Annotated in this window: 18 protein-coding genes; 14 read left to right on the top strand and 4 right to left on the bottom strand. The window is 43.7% G+C overall.

What is annotated here, in order from left to right; genetic code table 11:
* Positions 1-4: 4 nt before the first annotated feature.
* The 8 genes from gldE (at position 5) to GJV22_RS02020 (ending at position 12,189) form a co-directional block, all read left to right on the top strand.
* A complete protein-coding gene (gene gldE / locus GJV22_RS01985; RefSeq protein WP_163707933.1) occupies positions 5-1,324 on the top strand; it encodes a gliding motility-associated protein GldE in 1,320 nt (439 codons plus the stop codon).
* A gap of 17 nt (positions 1,325-1,341) precedes the next feature.
* Complete coding sequence (gene gldD, locus GJV22_RS01990) at positions 1,342-1,908, top strand: gliding motility lipoprotein GldD (protein ID WP_163707937.1); 567 nt, start codon at positions 1,342-1,344, stop codon at positions 1,906-1,908.
* 54 nt (positions 1,909-1,962) lie between these two features.
* Positions 1,963-2,580: a 4'-phosphopantetheinyl transferase family protein gene (locus GJV22_RS01995; protein WP_163707939.1), complete on the top strand. Its 618-nt coding sequence runs from the start codon at positions 1,963-1,965 to the stop codon at positions 2,578-2,580.
* A 161-nt stretch (positions 2,581-2,741) separates the two neighbouring features.
* Positions 2,742-4,253: a glucose-6-phosphate dehydrogenase gene (gene zwf / locus GJV22_RS02000; protein WP_163707942.1), complete on the top strand. Its 1,512-nt coding sequence runs from the start codon at positions 2,742-2,744 to the stop codon at positions 4,251-4,253.
* Positions 4,254-4,306: 53 nt separating this feature from the next.
* Positions 4,307-5,032, top strand: coding sequence for a 6-phosphogluconolactonase (gene pgl, locus GJV22_RS02005; protein ID WP_163707945.1), 726 nt, complete (start codon positions 4,307-4,309; stop codon positions 5,030-5,032).
* Positions 5,033-5,612: 580 nt separating this feature from the next.
* On the top strand, positions 5,613-6,848 hold the full coding sequence (locus GJV22_RS02010; RefSeq protein ID WP_163707948.1) for a DUF6051 family protein: 1,236 nt from the start codon (positions 5,613-5,615) through the stop codon (positions 6,846-6,848).
* 604 nt (positions 6,849-7,452) lie between these two features.
* Positions 7,453-10,692 (top strand): SusC/RagA family TonB-linked outer membrane protein, encoded by a 3,240-nt coding sequence (locus GJV22_RS02015; RefSeq protein WP_163707951.1) that lies wholly within the window; start codon positions 7,453-7,455, stop codon positions 10,690-10,692.
* A 33-nt stretch (positions 10,693-10,725) separates the two neighbouring features.
* Positions 10,726-12,189 (top strand): SusD/RagB family nutrient-binding outer membrane lipoprotein, encoded by a 1,464-nt coding sequence (locus GJV22_RS02020; RefSeq protein ID WP_163707954.1) that lies wholly within the window; start codon positions 10,726-10,728, stop codon positions 12,187-12,189.
* Positions 12,190-12,284: 95 nt separating this feature from the next.
* On the opposite strand, the gene GJV22_RS02025 is transcribed toward GJV22_RS02020, so the two are convergent.
* Positions 12,285-13,922: an alkaline phosphatase family protein gene (locus tag GJV22_RS02025; RefSeq protein ID WP_163707957.1), complete on the bottom strand. Its 1,638-nt coding sequence runs from the start codon at positions 13,920-13,922 to the stop codon at positions 12,285-12,287.
* 315 nt (positions 13,923-14,237) lie between these two features.
* Between GJV22_RS02025 and gluP the strand changes: the two genes are divergently transcribed.
* The gene (gene gluP, locus GJV22_RS02030; RefSeq protein ID WP_205461720.1) at positions 14,238-15,440 is read left to right on the top strand and encodes a glucose/galactose MFS transporter; all 1,203 of its coding nucleotides are present in this window, start codon (positions 14,238-14,240) and stop codon (positions 15,438-15,440) included.
* Positions 15,441-15,504: 64 nt separating this feature from the next.
* Here gluP and GJV22_RS02035 read toward each other — a convergent pair whose 3' ends face one another.
* Positions 15,505-16,575 carry a substrate-binding domain-containing protein gene (locus tag GJV22_RS02035; protein ID WP_163707959.1) on the bottom strand — a complete coding sequence of 357 codons (1,071 nt, stop codon included), beginning with the start codon at positions 16,573-16,575 and terminating at the stop codon, positions 15,505-15,507.
* Between the two features lie 350 nt (positions 16,576-16,925).
* On the opposite strand from GJV22_RS02035, the gene GJV22_RS02040 reads away from it, so the two are divergent.
* Together GJV22_RS02040 and GJV22_RS02045 are read left to right on the top strand one after the other, a co-directional pair.
* Positions 16,926-17,915 (top strand): D-isomer specific 2-hydroxyacid dehydrogenase family protein, encoded by a 990-nt coding sequence (locus GJV22_RS02040; protein WP_205461721.1) that lies wholly within the window; start codon positions 16,926-16,928, stop codon positions 17,913-17,915.
* A gap of 83 nt (positions 17,916-17,998) precedes the next feature.
* Positions 17,999-19,639: an ABC-F family ATP-binding cassette domain-containing protein gene (locus GJV22_RS02045; protein WP_163707961.1), complete on the top strand. Its 1,641-nt coding sequence runs from the start codon at positions 17,999-18,001 to the stop codon at positions 19,637-19,639.
* 108 nt (positions 19,640-19,747) lie between these two features.
* Here the strand turns inward: GJV22_RS02045 and GJV22_RS02050 are convergent, their stop codons facing one another.
* Together GJV22_RS02050 and pelA are read right to left on the bottom strand one after the other, a co-directional pair.
* Positions 19,748-20,110, bottom strand: a complete 363-nt coding sequence (locus GJV22_RS02050) for an MTH938/NDUFAF3 family protein (RefSeq protein ID WP_163707965.1) — start codon at positions 20,108-20,110, stop codon at positions 19,748-19,750.
* Between the two features lie 488 nt (positions 20,111-20,598).
* Positions 20,599-21,711: a pectate lyase gene (gene pelA, locus GJV22_RS02055; protein ID WP_163707968.1), complete on the bottom strand. Its 1,113-nt coding sequence runs from the start codon at positions 21,709-21,711 to the stop codon at positions 20,599-20,601.
* A 413-nt stretch (positions 21,712-22,124) separates the two neighbouring features.
* Here pelA and GJV22_RS02060 point away from each other — a divergent pair, with 413 nt between their 5' ends.
* From GJV22_RS02060 to GJV22_RS02070, 3 genes are all read left to right on the top strand, one after another.
* Entirely contained in the window at positions 22,125-22,727 is a 603-nt protein-coding gene (locus GJV22_RS02060; protein WP_163707971.1) for a hypothetical protein, read from the top strand.
* Positions 22,728-22,869: 142 nt separating this feature from the next.
* A complete protein-coding gene (locus GJV22_RS02065; protein ID WP_163707974.1) occupies positions 22,870-23,856 on the top strand; it encodes an alpha/beta fold hydrolase in 987 nt (328 codons plus the stop codon).
* 262 nt (positions 23,857-24,118) lie between these two features.
* On the top strand, positions 24,119-26,008 hold the full coding sequence (locus GJV22_RS02070; protein ID WP_163707977.1) for a helix-turn-helix domain-containing protein: 1,890 nt from the start codon (positions 24,119-24,121) through the stop codon (positions 26,006-26,008).
* Positions 26,009-26,060 lie beyond the last annotated feature (52 nt).

Below are 26,060 nucleotides of genomic sequence, written 5' to 3' on the forward strand. Positions count from 1 at the left end.
CTAATTGGAAACGGACCCTTTACCCCATTTGCTTTCTCTGCCGTGGGAAGTGTATTTTCTCCCCTTGACAGGTTCAGCCATCATTGGCCTTGTTTTAATCGCATTGTTGCTAATCTCGTCTGCTCTCATTTCAGGATCTGAAGTCGCTTATTTTTCGATCAGCCCTAAAGATCGGCAAAAACTGAGCAACCAAAAGGAGAAAAACAGCCATTTTATATTGCAAAATCTGGAGAATCCCGAAAAATTATTGGCCACCATTTTGGTAGCCAATAATTTTGTCAATGTTGGAATCGTCATTCTTTCGACCTACACAACCAAAATGCTGGTCGACTTTTCGAAAGCACCAACTATTGGATTCATTTTTCAGATTATCGTTATCACCTTTTTCTTATTGCTGTTTGGAGAAGTCATTCCCAAAGTATATGCGACCCGTCATTCGCTGCGTGTTGCCCGAATTATGGCTATCCCGTTGAATGTTATGGAACGCATATTCAGGCCCATCAATGCAATCCTGATTTACTCAACTTCATTTGTAAACAAAAGAATACAGACACATTCCCAAAACATTTCGGTTGATGAACTTTCGCAAGCTTTGGAGTTGACGGACGATCATGAAATTTCGGAAGACAAGGATATTTTGGAAGGTATTGTCAAATTCGGCAATAAAAATGCGGTGGAGATTATGCGCCCCCGGGTCGATGTAGAGGCAATCGACATCAAAGAGTCGCTGGACAAGCTGATCAACCTGATTAACGATACAGGCTACTCACGAATTCCGGTTTATTCAGAAACCTTCGACAATATCCGGGGAATTCTGTATATCAAAGACCTGCTCCCCTACATCAACAACCGCGAGAACTTTCACTGGCAATCGATCATTCGACCTCCTTTTTATGTTCCTGAGACTAAAAAAATCGATGATCTGCTGGAAGAATTTCAAAAGAACAAGGTTCATATGGCCCTCGTCGTTGATGAATATGGTGGCATCTCGGGCATTGTAACATTGGAAGATATTCTGGAAGAAATTGTCGGTGAAATTGCTGATGAGTTTGATGAAGACGAAAATTATTTCACCAAAATTGCTGATAACAAATTCCTGTTTGACGGCAAAATATTATTGAACGACTTTTATAAAATCACTGGCTCAAACGATCATGTATTCGACGATTACAAAGGTGATGCTGATACACTGGCTGGTTTAATCCTTGAATTGAAGGGGGAAATTCCCGCATTAAATGAAAAGATATCGTGCCAGAATTTCATTTTTTCAATCGACGGCGTCGATCACCGCAGGATTAAGAAAATTAAAGTAGAGATTAATTAAGCTTTGGGGAGATTTAAATGAAGAAACTGGTATTCATTCTGATTGCATTTATATTTTTCACGGCCTGCAACGAAAGTTATATTCCTAAACCACGGGGCTATTTTCGAATCAATTTCCCCGAGAAATCATTTCACCTGTCCGACCAAAAGTTGCCGTACTCGTTCGAGATAGCCGACTATTCGAAAATCGCCTACTCAAAAGACGCCAGGTCAAACACCGAATGGGTAAATGTTGTAACGCCGAAGAATAAAGCAGATCTTCATTTAACCTACCTGACTCTTTTCGGTGATCTGAATCACCACATCGAGGAGTCGCGCAAACTGGCTTACGATCATACCATCAAAGCCGATGCAATCAACGAGAAATTGTTCCTCAACCCTGCTGAAAATGTCTACGGAACGATTTATTACATCGAAGGAAATGCAGCGTCGCCGCTCCAGTTTTATTTAACCGACAGCACCACACACTTTTTAAGAGGCGCCTTTTACATCCGTGAAATTCCAAACATCGATAGTATTCAGCCTGTAATCGACTTTCTGGAACCTGACGTTATTCATTTAATTGAAACATTCAGATGGAACTAAATCCGTCATACTATCGTTATTCATCCAAATCAGAACTATCAAACTCTTCAGCAAATGCCTTTTATTGAACATTGCAACATCGACAATGGACTGCTGCTCCTTTGGGAAATGACTGAAACGCCGGAGGAACTTCAGGAGTTTGAACAAGAATTCGCAGACAATGCTGATTATTTGAAAATATCACACCCCAAAAGGCAACGAGAGTGGTTAACCGTTCAGCAACTTCTCCGCAATGCAAACTGTTCTCCACAACTCATTACACGCGATTCGAACGGGAAACCTGGCATCAACCATCAATTATATCAGTCGGTATCCATTAGTCATTCAGCTAAACTAGCCGGAATATTTCTACACCCCGGAACCATGGTCGGACTGGATATTGAAGATGCCGAACGCGACTTTGCCAGAGTAGAAAAGAAATACCTCAGTCGTGAAGAATCGGCATTAGCCAAGCGTATTCCCAATGGTGCCGGCTTGTTTTGGTGTATCAAGGAAGCAGCATATAAAGCTGCTGGCATTCCCGGCTTAGTTTTCACAGAACAGATTGAAATTAGTGAGACAGAACCGGGAACACTAACAACGACTGTTTACGGAAATTCGACCTTGGAATTCAAAATTTATCAGCGAATGATCGCCGGACAACTCATTGTTTGTTTGACGCTTCAACAGTGAGCACCAATTCTTGTTTAAAAATCCACAAACATAAGTCGCCAAAACTTGTTTATGGTCACGAACTGTTTTACTATTTTTGAGTTCACCGTTCTTCAACGGTTCCCAAAAAAGAAAAACTCAATTCAGTTTCAGAAAATAATACTAGAGAAATACTGGAAATCATGATTCAAACAAAACCACAAATATTGGTCATTTTTGGCGCTTCGGGCGACCTGACCAAACGAAAATTAATTCCCGCATTATACGAATTATACAGACAAAAGCTATTACCGGAGCAATTTGCGGTTCTTGGTGTCAGCCGAACCGAATTATCGGATGAGTCATTTCGTGAAAAAATGATGGAGTTCCTCCCTAAGTCTGAAGAAAAGCAAAAAGAGGTTGAAGCATTTCTGAAAATGCTCTATTATCAACCACTTGCTACGGAGGATTCTTATGACTATCCGGTCTTGCGGGATCGTTTGACCACGATTGCCAAACAAAACGATATTGCCGAGAATTATATTTTCTACTTGTCAACGCCTCCGCGATTATACGAAATTATTCCGGCCAACTTAGCAAGTGTAGACTTAAACAAAACGGATGACGGATTCCGTAGACTGATTGTTGAAAAACCTTTCGGAACAGATCTGGAGTCAGCCAAGCTACTCAATAAGAACCTGCTGAACTATTTCAACGAAGATCAGATTTATCGTATCGACCACTATTTAGGCAAGGAAACCGTTCAGAACATGTTAGTGACTCGTTTTGCCAACGGTATTTTCGAACCAATCTGGAACCATAATTTTATTCACCATGTTGAAATCACCTCTGCAGAAAGTCTGGGTGTTGAAGAACGCGGTGGTTATTATGATTCTTCAGGTGCCATGCGCGACATGGTTCAAAACCACCTGATGCAGCTTGTGGGAATGGTAGCTATGGAACCGCCGGTTGTGGTGGAAGCAGACGCGATTAGAAACGAGGTGCTAAAAGTATTTCAATCACTGCGCCCCATAAAGGAAGAAGATGTTCAGAACCATGTTATTCGTGGCCAATATATTGAATCGCACATTAAAGGAGACTTGGTGAAAGGGTACCGGCAAGAAAAGGGAGTTGCCCCTGAAAGCCGCACAGAAACCTTTATGGCGATGAAGTTTTTTATCGACAACTGGCGCTGGAGCGGTGTTCCATTTTACATTCGCACCGGCAAAAAATTACCAACGCGGGTTACCGAGGTCGTCATTCATTTCAAGAAGACTCCACATCACCTTTTCGGCAGCGATGGAAGTTATGAGCATACCAACAACCAATTGGTTATCCGTATTCAACCTGACGAAGGCATTCTGCTGAAATTCGGCATGAAAGTTCCGGGAGCTGGCTTCAATGTTCAAACCGTAAATATGGATTTCCACTACGATGATTTGCGCAATACACATTTGCCATCAGCTTATGAGCGCCTGTTACTGGATTGTATGCAGGGCGACGCGACCTTGTATTCCCGTGGCGATGCCGTCGTGAAAGCCTGGGAATACGTGCAGCCAGTTTTAAATGCCTGGGAAAATAATCCAGAGGTTCCGGTGTATGGCTATCCGGCAGGAACGTGGGGGCCTGATGTGGCCGACCAACTGGTTGAAGACGGCACCTGGCGCTATCCATGTAAAAACCTGTCTGACGACGGCAATTACTGCGAACTTTAACAAATTAGCCTGAGCAATCAGGCTTTCATTTTTTTAATTGAGAAACACAGCAGATGACTTCACCCAAAATAAAAAAATACGCCAATGCGCAGGCTGTTGCCCAAGCATTTGCAGCCGATTTATACGATTTCGTTCAACAAGCCAACAAAGCGGTCCACGTTGCCCTATCCGGCGGATCCACTCCTGCCCTTTTGTTTGATATCCTCGCTGAAAACTATGCCGAAAAGATGGCATGGGATAAAATTCATTTCTGGTGGGGTGATGAGCGTTGCGTTGCTCCAACCGATGAGCAGAGCAACTACAAAATGACAGTAGATCATTTGCTGGGGAAAATTGAAATGCCGGAAGAAAATATCCACCGAGTGATGGGTGAATGGTCGCCGGAAGAGGCGAACAAAGCCTATATCGATGAAATTTCGAAATTTTTGCCATCGCACAACGGCTGGCCGGTATTCGATTTGATCATCCTGGGAATGGGAAATGACGGACATACCGCATCAATCTTCCCCCATGAGATCCACCTGCTGAATGATCCGAATATTTGTGCGGTAGCGATTCACCCCGAATCCGGACAAAAAAGAGTCAGCCTCACCGGAAAAGTGATCAACAATGCCAAAGCCATTAGTTTCTTAGTAACCGGAAAATCAAAAACTGACCGGGTCAGCGAAATATTCAACAAACTTGAAGGCTTCGATAAATTACCGTCTTCCTATATCCAACCGGTTAACGGTCAATTGACATTCTACTTCGATTACGACGCTGCTTCCGGAATTAAATAACCGGGAGCACTGCACACATTCTGAAATCATTAGAGATGAGTAAAATGCAGCCAATGAGTTTTAATCAGACGAAGACTTTCTCGACTTTCTTCCGGAAAACGAATTGGCTGTTATTGAATAGCTGCGCGAACCTATCCTCGATTGCATTCCCTACTTTAAGGAAAAACGATCCTATAATCTTCCTTATTTCCCGTTTATTCCCATATTTGTTTTATTTGGCTGGCATCGGCACCTTGGGGAAAGGTAGAGAGAAAAGAAGTTTTCTGCAAAAACCGCTTTAGGCCTGAAGATATCGATCCAGCCCTTGTCAAAACGTACTTGTTTGAATCCGTCAGAACCGATTCGCAGCGAACTTTACAAAAAAAATAAATAAAACAAGCGCTTCCATTTCATTTCAACGACCACGGTTGGCATTTTGTAGAGCTCATTTTGCATCAATTGTTGCAAGGGAATAACACTGGTTTAACCGGCAGCCGTTTTAAATTCACTATTTTTCCCATTCATAAAACCAAGGACTCCTCAAGAGAATTATCACATTCTCCAGGCCCCAAATTTGCAATAATCAGAAGAAAATTGCCCTATGAAACTATACCGGGAAGCATATCAGGAATTGATTGAAAAGCTCAAGCAAAAGACGAGCAGAATTGAACTGGATGAGTTGGAAATCCAACGGCTAAAGTTTGAATCAGAATCGCATGATTTGCTGCCCGGCAAGGGTGAATACAACTGCAAAGCCCATGGCGAAAGCTTTGACGGAGCACAAAACTTCTTTCACGACATTGGAACAATCGACAATCAAATCCAGATTAAAGATATTGACATTGAAGAAAACAAGCAGTTCGAGTATCTGCTGTTCGTCCCCAAAGGAAAAGCACCATCAAATCAGGCTATTTTTCTGTTTCATGGATTTAACGAGAAAAACTGGGACAAATACCTGACCTGGGCCCAGTTTTTGGCTGAAAGTACCGGCTCCCCGATTATTCTCTTCCCAATGGCTTTTCACATGAACCGAACGCTTTCTATTTGGAGCGACAAACGCAAAATGTTTAAGATGAGCACAAAAAGGCAACAAATGTTTCCCAATATCGTGAACTCGTCATTGACCAATGTTGCCATCAGCATGCGCTTGCACAGTCGCCCGCAACGTTTTATCTGGTCAGGCCTACAAAGTTACTACGATGTCATTCGATTTATCGATCTTGTTCGCGCCGGCGACCATCCCGTATTGAAAGCCGATACTACTTTTCACGTGGTCGCCTATTCCATTGGCTGCTTGCTCTCTCAGATTTTAAAACTCACAAATCCCAAAGGATATTTCAGTGACTCAAAACTGTGTTTATTTTGCGGCGGCCCTGTTTTCAATCGCTTATCGCCGGTTTCAAAATTCATACTCGATAGCGAAGCCAACGTGGCTTTATATTCGTACTTGATAGAGCATTTTGAAAAGCATACGCAAAAAGACGGACACCTGGACCATTACATAAAAGGTCCTCACCAAGAGGGGCATATTTTCCATGCCATGCTCAATTATAATGAAAACAGGGAGTTTAGGGAAGAGCTGCTCCGCAAAGTAAGTGACGATTTAATGGCTATCGGGCTAAAGCAAGATGAGGTAATCCCGTCCTATGAGATTATCAACACACTGCAAGGTGCTGCACGAGATATTCCCATTCCGGTAGACATTCACGATTTCCCTTTTCCTTATAACCACATATCGCCATTTCCGACAAGCGAAAACAACAAAGAAATTATTGACCGCGAATTCCGGAATATCTTTCTCAAAATTGCTTCTTTCTTAAAAAATGTGAAGGAATAAGGTTACAGCATAATTCACTAGCTGAATCCGCTAATTATCTTAGTTGATTATTTTGCCACAAAAGCTGATCATAACAACTCAAGCTATCAAAAGAATAAAATGTAGCCCGATATCTAAAAATGCGCACGAACTAACTGCTACTGAGTCCAACAACAAAACACCTTCTCCCGATCTAAAACTCCGGATTGTCCTACCTACCCCCAGCACTAACGATAATATCGATCTGAAAGAAAAATTAACGTAAAAAGCAACTTTTGAAACAATTTTGCATTGTTTTACAATATTTTGAAACTTTAACTTTATTTTAACAATCTTCCTAGTCACTAACAGCAAACAGATATTGACTTATTTTCAGCAACTTATCTTTTAGAAGTTAACCAACACTACATCTGAAAAAACAAGCAGAAATAAGACTTTCACATCTTAAAAGCTAAACATGACTTTTAGCAGCTTTTCAGCAACTATCTTTAGACAAATTTGTCAATAAGTCGAAATAAAAACGACTACTTAATCATTTTGATACTTTGCCCATCAAAATAATGAACTCGTTTTTCGGGTAAAAACGGGAAGTAATAACATATAGTAACTTTTAATTCTCAATTTTATGAAAAGATTGACATCGCTATTCCTATGTCTGTTTCTATTGTTTGAGTTTGCCCTCGCTCAAACCAAGGAGATATCCGGAACAGTCACTTCTGCTGAAGATGGCTTATCTATTCCGGGTGCATCAGTTTCCCTGAAAGGAACAACCCTGGGCACAATCACCGATATGGAAGGAAATTACCACTTGAAAATCCCTGCGACAGGGGAAGCTCTGGTATTTTCGTTCGTCGGTATGAAAACTACTGAATTTGCCATTAATGGGCAAAGCGTGGTTAATGCAGTTTTAGAGTCCGACAACGTAGCTGTTGACGAAGTTGTGGTAACAGCACTCGGTATCTCTCGTGAGAAAAAGGCACTGGGCTACGCTGTCCAGGAAGTATCGGGAGATGAACTGACTAAAGCCAAAGACCAAAACATTGTAAACTCGCTTTCCGGTAAAGTAGCCGGGGTGCAAGTTACAAGCGCTTCGGGTGCAATTGGTAGTTCGTCACGGATTACAATTCGTGGTAACAGTTCCTTCTCAAGCAACGAACCACTTTTCGTGGTTGACGGTGTACCAATTCGCAACTACGCTTCAAGTGTGAGCCAATGGGGTGGCGTTGACTACGGTAACGGTGCTTCTGATATTGCACCTGAAAACATTGAGTCTATCACCATTTTGAAAGGTGCTAACGCCGCCGCACTTTACGGTATGGATGCTGCCAACGGGGTTATTTTGATTACCACGAAGAAAGCTAAAGGAGCCGGCGCAATGCAAGTACAATTGAATTCCAGCATTACTTTCAGCGATGCTTACGTAATCCCGAACTACCAAAACAAGTATGGTCAGGGTTACTCTGGTTCTGAATACATGTACAACAACTCTGGTACCAGCCAAAGCTACCAGGACTGGTCAGCTGATAACTCATTTACCTACGTTGATGGTAATGGTGGTGGTGTTTACGACTACATGGATGAAAGTTGGGGACCTCGTTTGGATATCGGTCTGAAATTCGCCCAATTTGACAGCCCGGTTGTAGATGGTGTTTACCAGCCTACCGATTGGGTTTCTCAACCTGACAACGTAAAAGATTTCTTCGAAACGGGAGTGACTTATGACAACAGCGTGGCTGTTCAAACGTCAAACGAAACAAGTTCAACTCGTTTGTTCTTGTCCCGTCAGGATATCACCGGAACTATTCCAAACACCGATTTGGATAAAACGACAGCCAGTCTCAGCGGATCTATCACTCCAAACGACAAATTCACGGCACAGGGATCTGTAACGTACACCCAATCTAAATCAGACAACTTGCCAGGACAAGGGTATTCAACCAATAACGTGATGCAGTCGCTTGGTGGTTGGTTCGGTCGCCAGGTGAATATGCAATCGCTGAAAGAAAACTGGAATACTTACAATCAGGACGGTAATCCATATAACTGGAACAGTAACTACCACAATAACCCTTACTGGACAGTTTACAACAATACCAACTCGATGCTGAAAAATCACCTTTTCGGTAACATGTCAGCAGACTACAAATTAACAGATTGGTTAGATGTATTAGGTCGTGTAGGTATCGACACCTACACCAACCGTCGTAAATCAGTGAATGCTGACGGATCAATTGGTATTCAGTCTGGTGGTTCATTTGGTCAATCTGAAAACTATTCACACGAGTTAAATGCAGATTTGATTTTGAGCATCGACAAAGATTTGAGTGAAAGCATCCACTTGGCCGGTACATTCGGTGCAAACTATCGCGACTATCACTATCGCTATTCATACATTGGTGCTTCATCACTTACAGTACCCAACTTGTATACAATTAGCAACATTAACGGTACACCTTCCGTGTCGCAAAATGAGAGCAACATGCGTTCGAACTCTGCATTCGGTTCGCTGTCATTCTCATACAACAACTACTTATTCCTGGACGTAACCGGACGTAACGACTGGAGTTCAACCCTGCCACAGGAAGCATGGTCATTCTTCTATCCTTCGGTAACAGCTAGTTGGTTAGTATCAGAATCGTTGGACATCAAATCAAATTTCTTGTCTTTCTTTAAGTTACGTGCCAGCTGGGCTCAAGTGGGTAACGCCACCGATCCTTACCAATTGGGTATGACTTACAATTCAATTACTTCGTACAACGGTACAACACCTTTCTACCTGCCAACAACCCGTTCAACAACCGACTTGGTACCTGAAAAGGTTAATTCAACGGAGATCGGTGCTGAAATGAAGTTCTGGAAAAACAGAATTGGTTTGAACCTGACTTATTACGACAAGATCACGAAAAACCAGATTATGTCGATCGATGTAAGTGATGCATCTGGTTACGACAAGGTAATGATCAACGCCGGTGAAATTGAAAACAAAGGGGTTGAAATTGAATTGAGCGCAGACATCCTGAAATCGAAAGATGGCTTGAACTGGACATCGACCCTGAACTGGGCAAAAAATAAAAACAGCGTAAACGAACTGTACGAAGATATTGACAGCTATTCTATTTCAAGTTCATGGAGTAGTGTAACGATCGAAGCGATCCCGGGAGAAACTTTCGGAGTTATCAAAGGTTATGACTTTGAACGCGACGCTAACGGCAACCTAGTTGTTGGGTCAGACGGTTTACCAAATGCCGCTGCAAGTACTTCAGAAATTGGCAACATCATGCCCGACTGGACTGGTGGTTGGAATAACAGCTTCCGTTGGAAAAACCTTTCAGCAAGCTTCCTGTTGGATATGCGCTGGGGCGGCGATGTATTTTCTGTAACCGATTGGTTCGGTGGAATGGCTGGTTTGACTGAAGAAACAGCTCAAATGGCTTCTCGTGCCGGTGTTGAAGGATCCAATATCCGTGAAGTTGGTTTGGTTGTCGGAAAAGACGTCTTGAAAGACGAATCTGTAGTAACTTCTGATGGTGGCGAAAACGACGTTGTTGTTTCAGCTCAGGACTACTACGAAAGCTACTGGGGACTGGAAAAACAAGGTATGATTGACGGTAGTTATTTGAAACTGCGTGAATTCACTCTGGGATATGACATCCCTTCTTCTTTGTTGAATAAAACAGGATTCCTGAAATCAGCGAACATTTCATTTGTTGGTCGTAACCTGGCCATCCTTTGGACACACAAAAGTAACGATGTTGGTATTGACCCAGAAACAGCTTTCGGTTCAAGCCTGACAGGTATGGGTATTGAGCAATATCAGATTCCGGCAACCCGCAACTTAGGTTTCCGCCTTAACGTGACTTTCTAATCCAACTTAATTCATTTTAAAAACTGAAAGAACATGTCTAGATTTCTAAAAACTAAATTATATATGGCTCTGGCGCTGGTCTTATCCTTGGCGTCATGTAGCGGCGATTTCGAAGAAATCAACACCAACCCCAATAGTCCAACGGAGGTACCATCGACTAATATTTTAGCCTATACCATCGAAAACTTCACCGCCAACTCATTTAGCACGAGTGCTGTGTGTGGCGGAGCACTGGGATATGCCAACCAAGTTGGTAAAATCCAGTATCCGGAAGAATCGATTTACGAATTCCGTGAAGGTACTTTCAGCAGTTACTTTACAACAATCTATCGCAACCAGCAAAATTTAGCGGTTGTCATGGAGCAAGCCGAAGCTGAAGGTGCTACCAACATGACTGCTGTTGCTAAAACCTGGAGTGCATACATCTGGTTAATCGCAACCGACAGCTGGAGAGACATTCCTTTTACTGAAGCTTTGGGTGCTACAGAAGGTGTACTTTCACCTTCATATGATGAGCAGGAAGATATTTACCCTGCAGTGATGGATCTTTTGGCAGAAGCGAACGACTTGTTCAACGAAGGAGCTTCTGACGATATTGGCAGTGGCGATTTACTTTTTGGGGGTGATACCGAATTGTGGCAAAAATTCGCAAACAGCTTGCGTCTGCGTATGGCTATCCGTCTTTCTAACGTAGAGCCTGCGACTGCTAAATCGGTAGTCGAAGAAATCATTGCGTCTCCGTCAACTTATCCGATTATCAGCTCAAACGATGATAATGCGTATTTCCACTGGTTGGGAGCAAATCCTTACTACGAGCCATTCTACTCCAATAAGGATATCTCTGCCCGTGACGACCATGGTATGGCTGATGTAATCATCGATCAATTGAAAGCGTTCAACGACCCTCGTCTGCCAATTTATGCGCACCCTGCCGCTGCCGATGGCGAATACCGCGGTGTAGTTGTTGGTGATGACCAGGATAACTTTACAATGAGTGAAATCTCTCGTATCGGAGCACGCTTCCGCGACGAAGCTGATGGTTTCTCTCCTTTCATGAACTATGCTGAAGTTTGCTTTATTCTTGCAGAAGCATCTGCTAACGGATGGGCAACAGGAACAACTGCCGCCGAAGCATATGAAGCAGGAATCACTGCATCGATGGAAGAAAATGAAGTTGCAGCTGACGATATTGCCACTTACCTGACACAATCAGATATTGTGTACAGCGATGTAGATCAAATCTATCTGCAGAAATGGATCTCTTTATTCAAAAACGGACATGAAGCTTGGGCTGAAAACCGCCGTACAGATGTGCCGTTGTTAAGCCCGGCACCTGATGGATCTTACTCTGGACACAACCGTCCACCATTCCGTCAACCTTATCCAAATACCGAGTATAGCCTAAACACGGCAAATATTCAAACTTTCTGGAGCAAGGTAGATGACCGCCTGTGGGGCCAACAAATGTATTGGGATACCAGAACAGGCGTTAACTAAGAGCAGCGTTACAAACTATAATGTTTGATTTTTTGGAGAGGATGTTTCTTTATGGAACATCCTCTTTTATTTTCCGGAAAGTGAATGCGGTTTGACTACCAAATAATTTCCTGAATAATTCTTCCTTCACAATGTGGCGGAATATCAAATCCAAGAATATCGAATATGGTCGGAACCATATCCACTGCATCAACCTTTTCGCGGTTACGCCCAGCCTTGATAGCATTTCCCATCCAAATCATCGGAATTCGGCTGTTGTCAGTATAAACGACTTTCCGATATTTAAACTGCGGTTGCCATCCGTCTTCCAACATAAACAGAATATCACCAGACCGTTTGGCGTTGAATGATTTTGAAATGGTCGTCAGTAAACTGGTAGCATAGTCACCTTGCTCAAAGCCAGTAGCAGGAAGAGCAATTTTAACTCCTTCAAACTGATTGATAAATGATGCTGCTTTGGTCAAGAATTCATTCAACGGTATTTTTTGCTTTTCAATTAGAGCCCTGTTCATATAAATCTGCTGATCCATCACGAACTCTACCCAGTCGCCTTGGCCGTAAGTAATATTCAAATACGATTTCAGTAGCGCCACCACACTTTCAGGAGAAACGTGGCCTGCCGGCATATTATACTTTTGTTGCAGAAAATCGGCCGAATAAGACGATGAACAGGAAGAAGTCAGCACAACCAATGTATTGGCAAGCCCAACCTCGTTGTCTACGTAGTCCAATAACCCGGCAATATCCTGATCAAGTCTTAAATAAACATCTTCCATTTCGACAGACGAGGGTCCAAAAATACTGTTCGCGTAGTCCATCGACGAAAAATTGATCGTCAACAAATCCGGATTCTCATCACGCCCCAAACGTTCATGGTCAATCAGGTTAACTGCAAAATCCTTTATCAGTCGGTTTCCATATGGCGTTGTTTTTAGAATTCGGTAGCTTCCTTCATTCGATATTAACTTTTTCAAATCGTATGGGAATGTGCGCCATTTGTCGAAATAACCTTTCTCAAAAGGGCTGTCATCCTCCACGGAAGCACTATAGCTGCTGAGCGGGATTAAGGTTGACCAATCCCTGGTTGCATAGGACTCGGCCAAATGCTGGTTATTAAAATCGAATGCCCACCCCGGAAACTGATCGATATAATAGGAACTTGAAATCATATTTCCAGTCTGGTTATCCAGCCAGTATGCACCATCGGCAGCATGACCGGCAGACAAAACAGCACTGTAGTCATTCAAACTAACGGCAAAAACTTTCGATTGACCATTTGTACTCAACTTTAGTCCGTCGCCCAAAGTAGGACTCAGTAAATGCCTCGCTGAAAGCTGGCCTTCTTTGGAGTCGCTTCCAACTGTTATATAGTTATCGTCAGCCAAGGCGTCCACTTCTTTTTCCTTCAGGCGATCGAGCCATGTCTCGTTTATAATGCCGTGACGATCGGGATAAGACCCGGTAAACAAGGTTGGAACCCCGGTAATACACTTCTGAATATGCAGATTCATACTGGCATTTGAGCAAACCGCTCCCCTGCTTACTAGCCTCTGGAAACCATTATTTTGAAATTTATCGGCATAGCGAGCCAAATAATCGCTGCGCATTTGCTCCACATTAATAACCAGTACCAATCGCGGTTTTGAAGTTTGCTTTTCCTGTCCGTACAGACTTGTCTGCGCGAACAAAAATGAAAGAACAAAAAGAATAAATAGGCTGTTTTTGAATACCATTGTTGCTTGTTTTGAGAAGGGTCAAAAATATAAAAAATTACCGGCTTACTTATTCATTGATCACAATTTAGGCCCGACCAGTGCACAAATCATCTTTTAATAAACCCCGTAATTTCTTCCGTAGAAAGTGGTCCATATTAAATAAATGTGTCCGCACACATATTATTCATTCCAAGCACATACTCCAGCATTGATTTTGGCTATATTACCACAGTTAACGAGAATAAACAAGCGCTCAAACAGCGACAAAACTTGTTTCCGGTTGAATAATAATCAGATAAATAGTTTCAATAACAAACACTAATTCAATTTTTTATGACGCAAAAGAACAACAAGATTGTGATAGCATTGCTCGTGGTTGGAGTTATGTTCTTTGCAATTGGTTTCGCTTTGGGAATTAACAGTTACCTGATTCCCCTGCTAAAAAATTCCCTGCATGTATCGTCGGGAGAGTCTTACCTTATTTTGGCCGCAACATTTTCCGCATTCCTGATTTTTGGTTACCCAGCTTCCCTCGTCATCGGGAAAATCGGTTACAAAAATACCATGATGCTCTCATTCCTGATGTTTGCTGTTGGCTTCGTACTCTATCTGCCGTCAGCAAGTATGGAAAGCCTGCCGCTGTTTTTATTAGCCTCATTTATAAGTGGTATGGGAAACGCGTTTCTTCAAGCTTCGGTTAATCCGTACATCACAATTCTTGGCCCCATTGACAGTGCTGCTAAACGCATGAGCTTTATGGGAATTGCCAACAAATTGGCTTGGCCGGTTGCACCTCTTTTCCTATCGTTGGTTATTGGTAAAAGTGTTGAAAATGTGCAGCTTTCAGATATCTACCTGCCCTTCTATATCATCATCAGTATATTCCTAATACTCGGAGTACTGGCTTATTTTGCCCCACTTCCTGAGGTAAAAGCTGTTGGCGAAGATGAAGATGATGCCGATGAATGTGCTTACGCAGCCTCCAAAACATCGGTTTGGCAATTTCCGCACCTTCTCCTGGGTGTACTCGCTCTGTTCCTGTACGTTGGGGTTGAAACAATTTCGTTGAGTACCCTGGTTGACTATGCCCAAAGTATTAATCTCCCAAATGCTGAACTATATGCCTGGATCGCACCAGTCGGAATGGTGATTGGTTATATCTGTGGGATTATCTTTATTCCCAAATACATCAACCAGGCGACTGCTCTTTTAATTTGCTCAATCCTTGCAATTTTCGGAGCCTTCATGGTCGTGTTCACCCCGGAAGATATCTCAATTTGGTTTATCGCCTTTATGGCCGTGGGATGTTCATTGATGTGGCCTGCCTTGTGGCCTTTGGCCATGACCGATTTAGGGAAATACACCAAAGCCGGATCATCATTAATGGTAATTGCCATTGTGGGTGGTGCTTTGATTCCTACAATATATGGCTTCGCAAAAGATTCATTTGGAGCTCAAAACGCTTATTGGGTCTGCATTCCCTGCTTTCTGTACATCCTTTATTACGCTTTAAAAGGACACAAAATAAGAAGTTAACACAAATAAAAAATCCGGGCAAAACCCGGATTTTTTCATTTCAATATATATCGTATTCAGATTATCAATTCAAGTCGGAATGAATGTATGATTTGATATTCTCGCGGGTAATAATCTCCAAGGGGAACAGATCACTTAAAGGCGGTTGTTTCTTAAACAACAAATAATTCACCAGGTATCCGATTCCCTTAACTGCTTGCTTCCGGGGATTCTGATGGATCAGAAAATTGATAATCCCTTCGTACATGTAATGAATATTATCCTTCAGTAAGTCGTAACCAACCAAAGCGATATCTTTCTGCCCTGTTTTATCCAAAACCAAAGCGGTGAGGTGCGTCCATTTCGAGGTAGGCACAAAGATTCCGTCCACCTGTTGTTTGCTCAAAATCTGTTGCAATTCGCGAATAAAAACGGCATCATTAAAATCCGGGAACTCAAATGATTCTATCGTGAAATCATTCAAATTATTATTGGCGAAATAATCACGAAAGCCACGTTCCTTTTCCTTTACGTGTATGGCATTCTCCGTCTCCTCGTAGATGTGCAAAACAAGAATGTTCCCTTTTTTCCCCAGCTTAGTGGCCAGCATCTCTGCTCCTACCCTTCCGCTTTGATACAAATCCTGCCCGATAAAACAGAGCGGATCAGCTTCCTGAATATTCGTGTTAAAAATGACATAGGGAATTTCCAGCTTTTTCAATTCAGCAAAGAAATCAAGTGCTTCGTGGTAATGAACCGGCGCCAGCAAAACACTGTCGGGCTTAAAGTCAATTACTTTTTGCGATACCTGTTGGAAGGACTTTTTATCGTATAAATTGAAATAAAACGGTTCGATGCGGACATTATATTGCGCCCATTCTTCTGTCGCCTTAAATATCCCGGAACCAGACTGATTCCAATAATCGTCCAATGCCGGATTGGGCAACATAGCAGCAATCTTAAAAACCTTATTGGACCCCAATGTACTGGCAATCAAATTGGGTTTGTACCCGGTCTTCTCCAAAGCTTCCATCACCTTCGTCATGGCCTTTTCCGATATCTTACCGCGCTTGTGCAATACCCGGTCAACAGTAGCGACCGAAACACCGGCCAATTCTGCGACATCCTTTATTCTTATATTTTTAAACTGATCCATACTTCACAAAGATTCCTAATAAATACGACAAAAACACGATCAACAGGCAATAACTTAGCTCCAATGTTCAAAATGTTTGCGCACACAAAGATATAATATTATTCAATCGGGTTCACAAAATCCACCGAAGATTCAATTCAGAGAAGTTTCAGTCAACCTGATTATCTGCATTTTCGTCCTAAAGACGCAAATATACCGCTTCCGGTAACTTATTCGATCTTCAACATAAATCTTTCGATAAAAAGCAACTATTCTTCTGATGGCATTAACATTCTGCTGTTTTTCATCAAAGGAAGACAATGTCAGTTTTCTCCGCCAAATATCCTGCTATTTTTGTCCGAAAATAGATAATGATGATCCGAATTACTGTATTTGAAGCCCGGGAAGATGAAGCTCCTTATTTTAACCGGTTAGCCGATGAGTGTGGAATAGACATCAGCTGCCATCCTGAAAAGCTTTCAACCTCCAATTTAAAATTAGCTGAAGGATCATCAGCCATCAGTATTCTTGGCCAAAGCTATTTAGATGCCGACTTGTTGCAAAAACTCAAGCAAAGCGGGATTGATTTCATTTCAACCCGGACAGTTGGCTACAACCACATCGATTTAAAGGCCGCAAAAGAAACGGGAATTCGCATCAGCAATGCTTTTTACGATCCGAACGGGGTGGCCGACTATACGGTAATGTTAATATTGATGTCGTTGCGAAAATATAAGCAAGCGATGTGGCGGGCCAATGTCAACGATTATTCCCTTTTCGGCCTTCAGGGAAAAGAAATGAGAAACCTGACTATCGGGATTGTCGGAACCGGCAACATCGGTGCGCAGGTCGTTGAAAATTTATCCGGTTTCGGATGCCGGCTCATCGCATCCAGCAACCGAATCAACGAAAAAATCAACGATCAGGTGCAGTACATGCCTTTAGATCAACTTTATGCCGAAGCTGATGTGATCAGCTATCACGTTCCCTTGTTGGAAAGCACCTACCGAATGGTTTGCAAGGCATCGTTGGACAAGATGAAAAAAGGGGTCATTCTGATCAATTGTTCCCGGGGCGAGTTGATGAATTTCAGTGACGTGATTGACGCAATTGAAAATCATAAAATTGGAGCGATGGCGCTCGATGTATTCGAAAATGAAAGCGGCATTTACCACCTCGATCGGCGAACTGACATTATCAGCAACCGCGACATGGCGTACATCCGCCAATTCCCGAATGTGATCATGACCCAGCACATTGCCTTTTATACCGACACAGCTGTTGCCACCATGGTTGAATGCGGGATAAAAAGCCTGGTCTCCTTTCTTACAACCGGAACCAGCGATCGGGAAATTTCATAATTAACGCGTGCAATGTGCGGTTACAATCGCTTCCTGCTGTCCGCCATTTAATTATCTTTGCCGCGATTTAAAAAAAATACAGCATGATTTCAGCAGACGGATTGACGGTGGAGTTTGGCGGACAAACCCTTTTTAAGGATATTTCATTTGTGGTGAACGAAAAAGATCGCATCGCCCTGATGGGGAAAAACGGTGCAGGAAAATCGACCCTTCTGAAGTTAATGGCGGGAGTCGAAAATCCAACCCGCGGAAAAGTTTCAGCCCCAAAAGATGCGGTGATTGCCTACCTGCCTCAACACCTGATGGCCGACAGCGACCGAACCTTGTTTGAAGAAGCTTCGCAGGCTTTCGGTGATGTGCTGAGCATGCAAACCATGCTGGACGAACTCAACCATCAGTTGACCGTTCGTACCGACTATGAATCGGAGGAATACAGCAACATTATTGAACAGGTTTCAGAGCTCAGCGAAAAACTCTATAGCCAGGGAGAGATTAATTTCGATGCTGAAGTTGAAAAGATTTTGATCGGACTCGGGTTTCTTCGCGGAGATTTCAACCGCCCAAGCACCGATTTTAGCGGTGGCTGGCGAATGCGAATCGAACTGGCTAAAATTCTGCTAAAGAATCCGGACCTGATCCTGTTGGATGAGCCAACCAACCACCTTGATATTGAATCGGTGCAATGGCTGGAAGATTTCCTGATCAACAACTCGAAAGCGGTGATCGTGATTTCGCACGATAAGAAATTCATCGACAACATTACCACCCGCACCATAGAGGTGACGATGGGACGCATTTACGACTATAAAGTGAACTACAGCAAATACCTGGAACTGCGCAGGGAACGTCGTGAGCAACAGCAAAAACAATTCGACGAACAGCAAAAAATGATTGCTGAAAACCAGCAATTCATTGAACGTTTCAAAGGAACTTACTCGAAGACCCTGCAGGTTCAGTCGCGTGTAAAGATGTTGGAAAAATTGGAACTGGTTGAAGTGGACGAAGTAGACACTTCTCATTTAAAGTTGCGTTTCCCGCCTTCTCCCCGCGCCGGCAGCTACCCGGTAATTGCTGAAAAAGTGGCGAAAAGCTACGGCGATCAACTCGTCTTCAGCGACGCATCCTTCACCATTCAACGCGGCGAAAAAGTGGCTTTCGTTGGGAAAAACGGCGAAGGTAAATCGACCATGATCCGAGCCATCATGAAAGAACTGGAACATGAGGGCCAGGTTCAACTGGGGCACAATACAATGATCGGTTATTTCGCGCAAAACGAAGCATCGCTGCTGGATGAAAAGCTGACCGTTTTCCAAACCATCGACGATGTAGCGGTAGGCGATATCCGCACCAAAATAAAAGATATCCTCGGGGCTTTCATGTTTGGCGGTGAAGATTGGGACAAGAAAGTGAGTGTTCTTTCGGGCGGCGAGCGTACCCGCCTGGCCATGATTAAACTCTTACTCGAACCGGTTAACCTGTTAATTCTCGATGAGCCAACCAACCACCTGGATATCCGCACCAAGGATATTCTGAAACAAGCGTTGCTGGAATTCGACGGAACCCTGATCCTGGTTTCACACGACCGTGACTTTCTGGATGGGATGGTGAGTAAAGTATATGAATTTGGCAACAAGCGCGTCAAAGAACACCTGGAAGGAATTACCGAATTCCTGGCCCGCAAAAAAATGGAACACCTCAACGAACTGGAAAAAAAGAAACCGTAACGGTTTACGAATGATACAAAAAGGCGGAGCTGCTCAAAACAGTTTCGCCTTTTTTGTTGAAGCAAACTGACCGGGTGCCTTCGGGTCACCCGGTCAGTACGAACTATTTTAGCAGGTTACATGAAACATCGCAATAACTTTTCCTTCCAGAACATTCCACACTTTAACAGCCGTAGGCGTTGAAACCAGCTTGACAGCGCATCCCTTTTCCTCAAAGAAGATCTCGGCTTCGGTCGATAACTCGATATAACCAATCTGCCCCGTTCCGATGATTAACTCCTGCGCTCCTTCCTCGTATATTTGCACAGCCTCATCGAGTGAAATTTTATGGGAAGTACCATACTTGGCTTTCGACAGTTTTTTCTTGCGCTTTTCAATATGCCCGTCTAACCTGATCAGGATATCGTATTCATATCGCTTTCCCCCAACGGTAATATTCCCGAATTGCGTTTTCTCAATTTGTGGCAACATAGTTTAACCTCCCTCTTTCTTTTCGAAAAAGTATACGCAATTTATCGAAAATAGGTATGTTCCCGTTTGGACAACAACTCCTTATTGCTGCCAGATAGAAAAACCTGATTTTGGCTTCGTTTTATTGCGCAGCACCATTATTCCGCTTTGTAAAAGCTTTCAGGAAGCGATCAAACGGTACTGAACTGCATACAAATGACTGAAAGGAGCAGTACCTGGCCCGGTTAAATTTGAAATTTCGCCTAAGGAGAGCATCCTATTACCGATTGGAGCTGAAAAATTGCCAAGGGGTCGGTCACTCCTGCCGATTAATTCAAATATTTTGCAGAGGGGAGAGTTCAGACTACCGATTGAATCAAATATTTTGCCAATGGGCGGCTTTCCCTGGCCGATTGGAACAGAAAAATTGCCAATGGAGGGGTCCCCCATGCCTCGGGAACGCGTCGCCCGGGCCTTTCAGCCAACATTCACGTTTAACCGCAAACAGATCACTGCCTCTTTTCCCATTCCGGATAAGCTTTCAGCACTGCTTCGGGCCAGAAACCGTACCATTCGTAGCCTACCCGGCGATCGAATGAAATGTCCTTCAAATCGTATACAATCGTTCCGTCTCGCAATGAAAGGAAGGGTTCTCCTTTTTCGAGATTGTAATAACGGGCCCAGACCGGGCGGGCCTCGGAATCGGGCACAAATTCACGATCAAAGTCAATGGTGGTTTCGTGGTAGGGGCGCTCTTCAATCGGGAAGTTGCCGTAGCGGTAGCCAGTGATTTTCGCAGCCTCAAGCCATGCCACGCTCGACTCTATAGCAGCCACCACCGCTGAATCGGGCTGTTCAATTCGCATCAGAAACAGGATGATATCGCAACTCTCGCGCGCTGTCACCGAAGGATGTTCGTAAGCTCTCCCCTGCACCGGCGCGTAGCTATCAAAGTCGTGCTGCTGACACCAGGCTGTTTTCACACCGTTAATCTCCACCTGGCATTTCAGGATCACCTGCAGCCCGCGCTCGTAAGCGGCCAATAACCTGGTTCGCATGTCGGGTTGCAGCCAGTCGTAACTAGGGTCATTTGTTTTCACGTCCAGCAGTAGGTCCATAATGCCGGTCATCACATCGTCGTTGAAGGTAATAACGTCGGCATCCCAGCCGCGCCAGCCTCCTGTTGGGTATTCAGTATTCAAAATATACTGAAAGCCTTTTTCTGCTGCCGCGCGGTATTTATCGTCACCACTTTGCCCGTACACCGCTGATAAGTACTCAATCTGCGGAAAAATATTCCGGTTGTCAAATGTGCTTTGGCGATAATGTTCGCTCAGGTCGTTGATCACCGAGTCGCGCGGAACCAGGGTCAACCAATCGATATTTTTCGGCCAACCACCATCTTCATTTTGGTAGGCCAGCAGGTTGTCGGCAATGCCGATTATATCGGTAGTATCTATCCGGTCGGTACTGCGAATACGGCTGTAGAGGTTCCAGTGGTGAATGCCGTCTTCGAATTTCGCCAGGTCGATGTAACTGTAATTTTTGCTCTCGGGTTGATGTGTGCAAGCGGCTATAGCGGCCAAACTTAAGAATAGGATGATTCGTTTTATGGGTTTCATGTCTGGTTTTGTTTCGTTGTCAATTACAAAGAAAGCAGCTTTGCTCTTAATTTGGCAATTGATTCAGCACGTTTTTTAAATCGAGGATCCACAGATCGACATCCTCCAGCCTCTCCGACAGACGGAAAATTCCTTCCCCGGCATATACGTTCCAGGAAACGAGCCACTCCCATCGCGTTGTCGACATGGCCTTCATCGAATCGGCAAAGTCGTCAAGCCTCGTATAATCAGCCAGGCATTACTCTAAATCTACTTTCTCCTTTTCATCTTCATCACAACATAACTTAAACCAATTCGTCAATTTTTAAGCTACTCAGAACATACTTCCTATATGTCGCTTGCTCTTTCTTCAGAACTTGTATATCGGATTAAATCGATTTCAAGCCGACATTTTAAACCAAAAATTAACGACTATGAAAGCATTGTTAAAACTTATGTTTTTATTGGCAGGCATGGGTCTCGCAGTGATGTGTTCCGAATCCGACATCATTGACGAAGACTTATCCGCAGTAAATCTGAAAAGCGCCCAACCGATTACGGTTACTCTACCATTTGAAGCCAATTTTGTCAATACATTCCTGGAAGAAACCGGCCCAAATCCAATATGTGGAGAATGGGATCCTGAAAACGGACAATTTTGGATGATGATTTATGGCGAAGGCGAAGGAACCGCTACCCATATGGGAAAAATTACACATCATTTTGAATTCTGCAACGATTGGGTTTCCGGAATTTACCCCGGCCCGAGCGGTTACATGAAAGGATATTTTGTTGCGGCAAACGGGGATAGCTTGTTTATTCATGTTGAAGGCCAGGTATTGGATGGACGTTTAGACCATCATCCGGAGGATGTAATTGCCTATTTTACGGACCCGTGGGAAATTTTGGGAGGCACCGGCAGATTTGAAGGCGCTTCGGGTCACGGCATGACAGATGATTATGTCCGGGAGCCCTATCCTGACATTTCATTCCACCACTATACCGGTGAAATTACACTGGTAAAAGGAAAAAGGTAGACTCAATCTTCAAAATAACTGTTGCCAGGATCCTGATTCTCTTGATTTAATGCCAATGGGGAAATCGTTTCAAACGTCTCCAACGAAGACGACTAAACCGGAAAACCAGGTCATCCCCACTATAACTTTAAAAACCAAAACGATGAAAACACTTTTAAAACTATTATTTCTGTCTGCTTGTCTGGGCATTATCATTTCCTGCTCCGATGATGAGACGATTCTCGACAACACCGTTGTCTTGAAAAACGCACCTGTCGTCAACCACGATGCTCCTGGTCTGGACCAGGAACGTTGGGTGATGATAAAAGACCTTGGCCTGAATGTTCACTACCGGATCATCGGGAAGGGACCAATTGATGTTGTCCTGATTCCCGGATGGACCAATCCGCTAACCATCTACTCCAAGCAATTCGATTACTTCCGGGATAAGGCACGCTGTATTTATGTCGACCTTCCAGGGCAAGGCATGAGTGATGCTCCTGCTCCAGGCAATCCATTGGATCCGGAGGATACCGGTTTTCAATACACTATGGAAGTTATGGCTGACGCTGTTTACACAATCGTGAAGAAAGAAGGACTTCACCAGTTTGTAGCCGTTGGTTTTAGCATGGGACCTACTGTATTGGCAATGTTCGAGCGAATGCACCCGGGAATGATCACTAAATTTGTAGCCTTAGATGGCGGTTTAGACCCTTGGCCGGAAGATCAAGAAGGAAAAGACCAACGGCAAATGATTCGCGAAATGACCTACACAGTTATGTCCGGCTGGACTTACGAAGACAAACTAGCCCTTGGTGGTGCACTCATTCCTAACGAATTAACAGGAGAGCTAGTTGATGAGTTGAGAGAGCTTGCCAGCTATTTCTTTGACTTCCCAGCCCCCTTGCTCGCCAACATTTCCTATTGGGCAGATGCTGAAAATGCCAATGAACCTCTTGACTGGATGTATCCAAAACTATGTTTCTATTCAAGCCCTTCACCGGACATGGATAAAGTCAACTGGATCTATCCCAATAACACAACATACACCTTCCCCGGTGGTGGACATGTTATCCAATGGATGTTCTACGAAGATATTAACCCGGTAATTGGGGAATTTATTAAGGACAAACCCGGTAAAAAATATTAAGACCATCCTGAAACTTACATCAGTCGAAAAACTGGTCCGGGGTTTCTTTCTTAGTCGATTTAATCCAGTAAACTCCATTGCGATACAGTTTTCCCCTCTGCCCGATGAATAATTCAACCCGGGCAGAGGTTTTTTATATCGCATTTACTTCATCCGAAATCGCTGTCACCAAACAAATCAGTTTCAAATTCGTAAACTCCTGCGATGATTTTTCGCAAAGATCACCTTGCTTAAAAGCCAATATCGACAAACCGGAAAGAGAATGAACAGACGGCAAATATCGGATTCTGAATTCATCGCCAGGCTAACTCAAATAATTGAGACCAACCTGAAAAATGAAAAATTTGGCGTTTCCGAATTAGCCAGAGAAGTAGGAACCAGCCGCACCAACCTTTACCAAAAAGTCAAATCATCCACACACAAGTCTGTTAGTCGTTTTATCAGCGAAGTTCGATTGAAAAAAGCAATGGAGCTTTTAAAACAGACCTCGCTGAATGTTTCCGAAGTCGCTTACGAAGTGGGATTTGGAAGCCCAACCTATTTTATCAAGTGTTTTCACGACTACTATGGCTTTTCGCCTGGGGAGGTGAAACCGTACGAGGGAGACGAAACCGAAAAGGTTGAATCGAAAATTGAGACTTCAAAGCCGGTTCTCCTGAAACGAAGAATTAGAAAACCCGCAATCATCAGCGCTGTCATTATAGTCGTCCTGATTCTACTTACTATTTTTATAACCAAGTCCTTGTCATCGCAAAACGGAAAAACGGAAAAGTCGATCGCTGTCCTTCCGCTCCATAATCTAACCGGCAACCCCGACAATGACTATTTTGCCGATGGCCTTCAAGATGCCATTATTGGCGAATTGGGCCAAATCAATTCACTACGTGTCATTTCCAGAACATCAACCCGCCGGTTTCGCGATACCAATCTCTTAATGAAAGACATCGCCGACCAATTGGGAGTGAATATTATCATGGAAGGTTCGTTGATTGGCGCAAGTGATTCGCTTCGCGTTTTGATTCAACTGATTGATGTCTTACCAAAGGAGCGACACCTGCTCGCGAAAGAGTACGACGATATCATGAAAAATGCTCTATCGGTCAAAAACAAAGCAGTAAAAGATATTGCGGAAACAATTCGCGTAAAACTTACAAATTCTGAAGAAGAAAAACTTGCCCAGGCCAGAACCGTCAACCCGGAGACCTATAAGGCCTACCTGCGCGGCATGTACTACGTGCAACAAGGTACCAAAGAAGAATACGCGACAGGAATCGGGTACCTGGAAGAAGCGATCAGGAAAGACCCCGGGGACCCGCTGGCATATGCAGGCTTAGCCTTGTGTTACGCGACCAAAGGGCACGGTATTCTGGATGCTGATGAGTCGTTTCGGCGTGCCGTGAGTGCAGCCGAAAAAGCCATAAAACTTGATCCGAATTCGTATGAGGCTTTCACAGCCCTTTCACTTTTATATATGGATGTGGATTGGAATTGGGAAAAAGCACGGGAAAGCTTCGAGCATGCCTTAGCTGTCAACCCCAACAATTCAATTGCTCAGGCCAACTATGCCTGGTATTTTGTACTGTTCAACGATCCCGACAAAGCAGTATATCATGGCGAACAAGCGATAAAAATCGACCCGCTTTCTTCCGTCTACCAAGCTTGGCTTGCCTTTCTGTATCGCGATCTGGGGCAGAATGACAAAGCCGTAGCCACCGCCAAACATGCCCTCGAGCTTAACCCCAAGCTCGCCTACCCTTGGGCACTTTTGTCCGACGTTGCCGTGGAACGCATGCAATTCGATCAAGCAATTGAATACGCTGAGCAACTCCCCAAAGGTTTATACTGGGATTTAAGCCGGGGGTACGCCTATTTGAAAGCAGGACAGCGCGACAAAGCAATGCTGTTGTGGGATCAATATAAAGACAAATCACAAGTAAACCCATGCCTTCTTGGCATGATGGCGGCCTACCTCGGCTTCACAGATCGGGCCTTTGAACTATTGACCGAAGCTGTTGACAAAAAACGTTATCCTGCAGCCTACATCGGTTTCTACGACTACACAAACACGATCCGTTCCGACAGTCGTTTTAAAGACCTTCTCAGAAAATTAAACCTTCCGGAACCGGACCCTCAACTAGCTGCCAATCGTTGAGTATTCTTACCGTTTCTGTCGTGAATTAGGCGAACCATCAACATAGTTTGAA

This window comes from Mangrovibacterium lignilyticum (assembly GCF_010882175.1).
GTDB classification, from domain to species: domain Bacteria; phylum Bacteroidota; class Bacteroidia; order Bacteroidales; family Prolixibacteraceae; genus Mangrovibacterium; species Mangrovibacterium lignilyticum.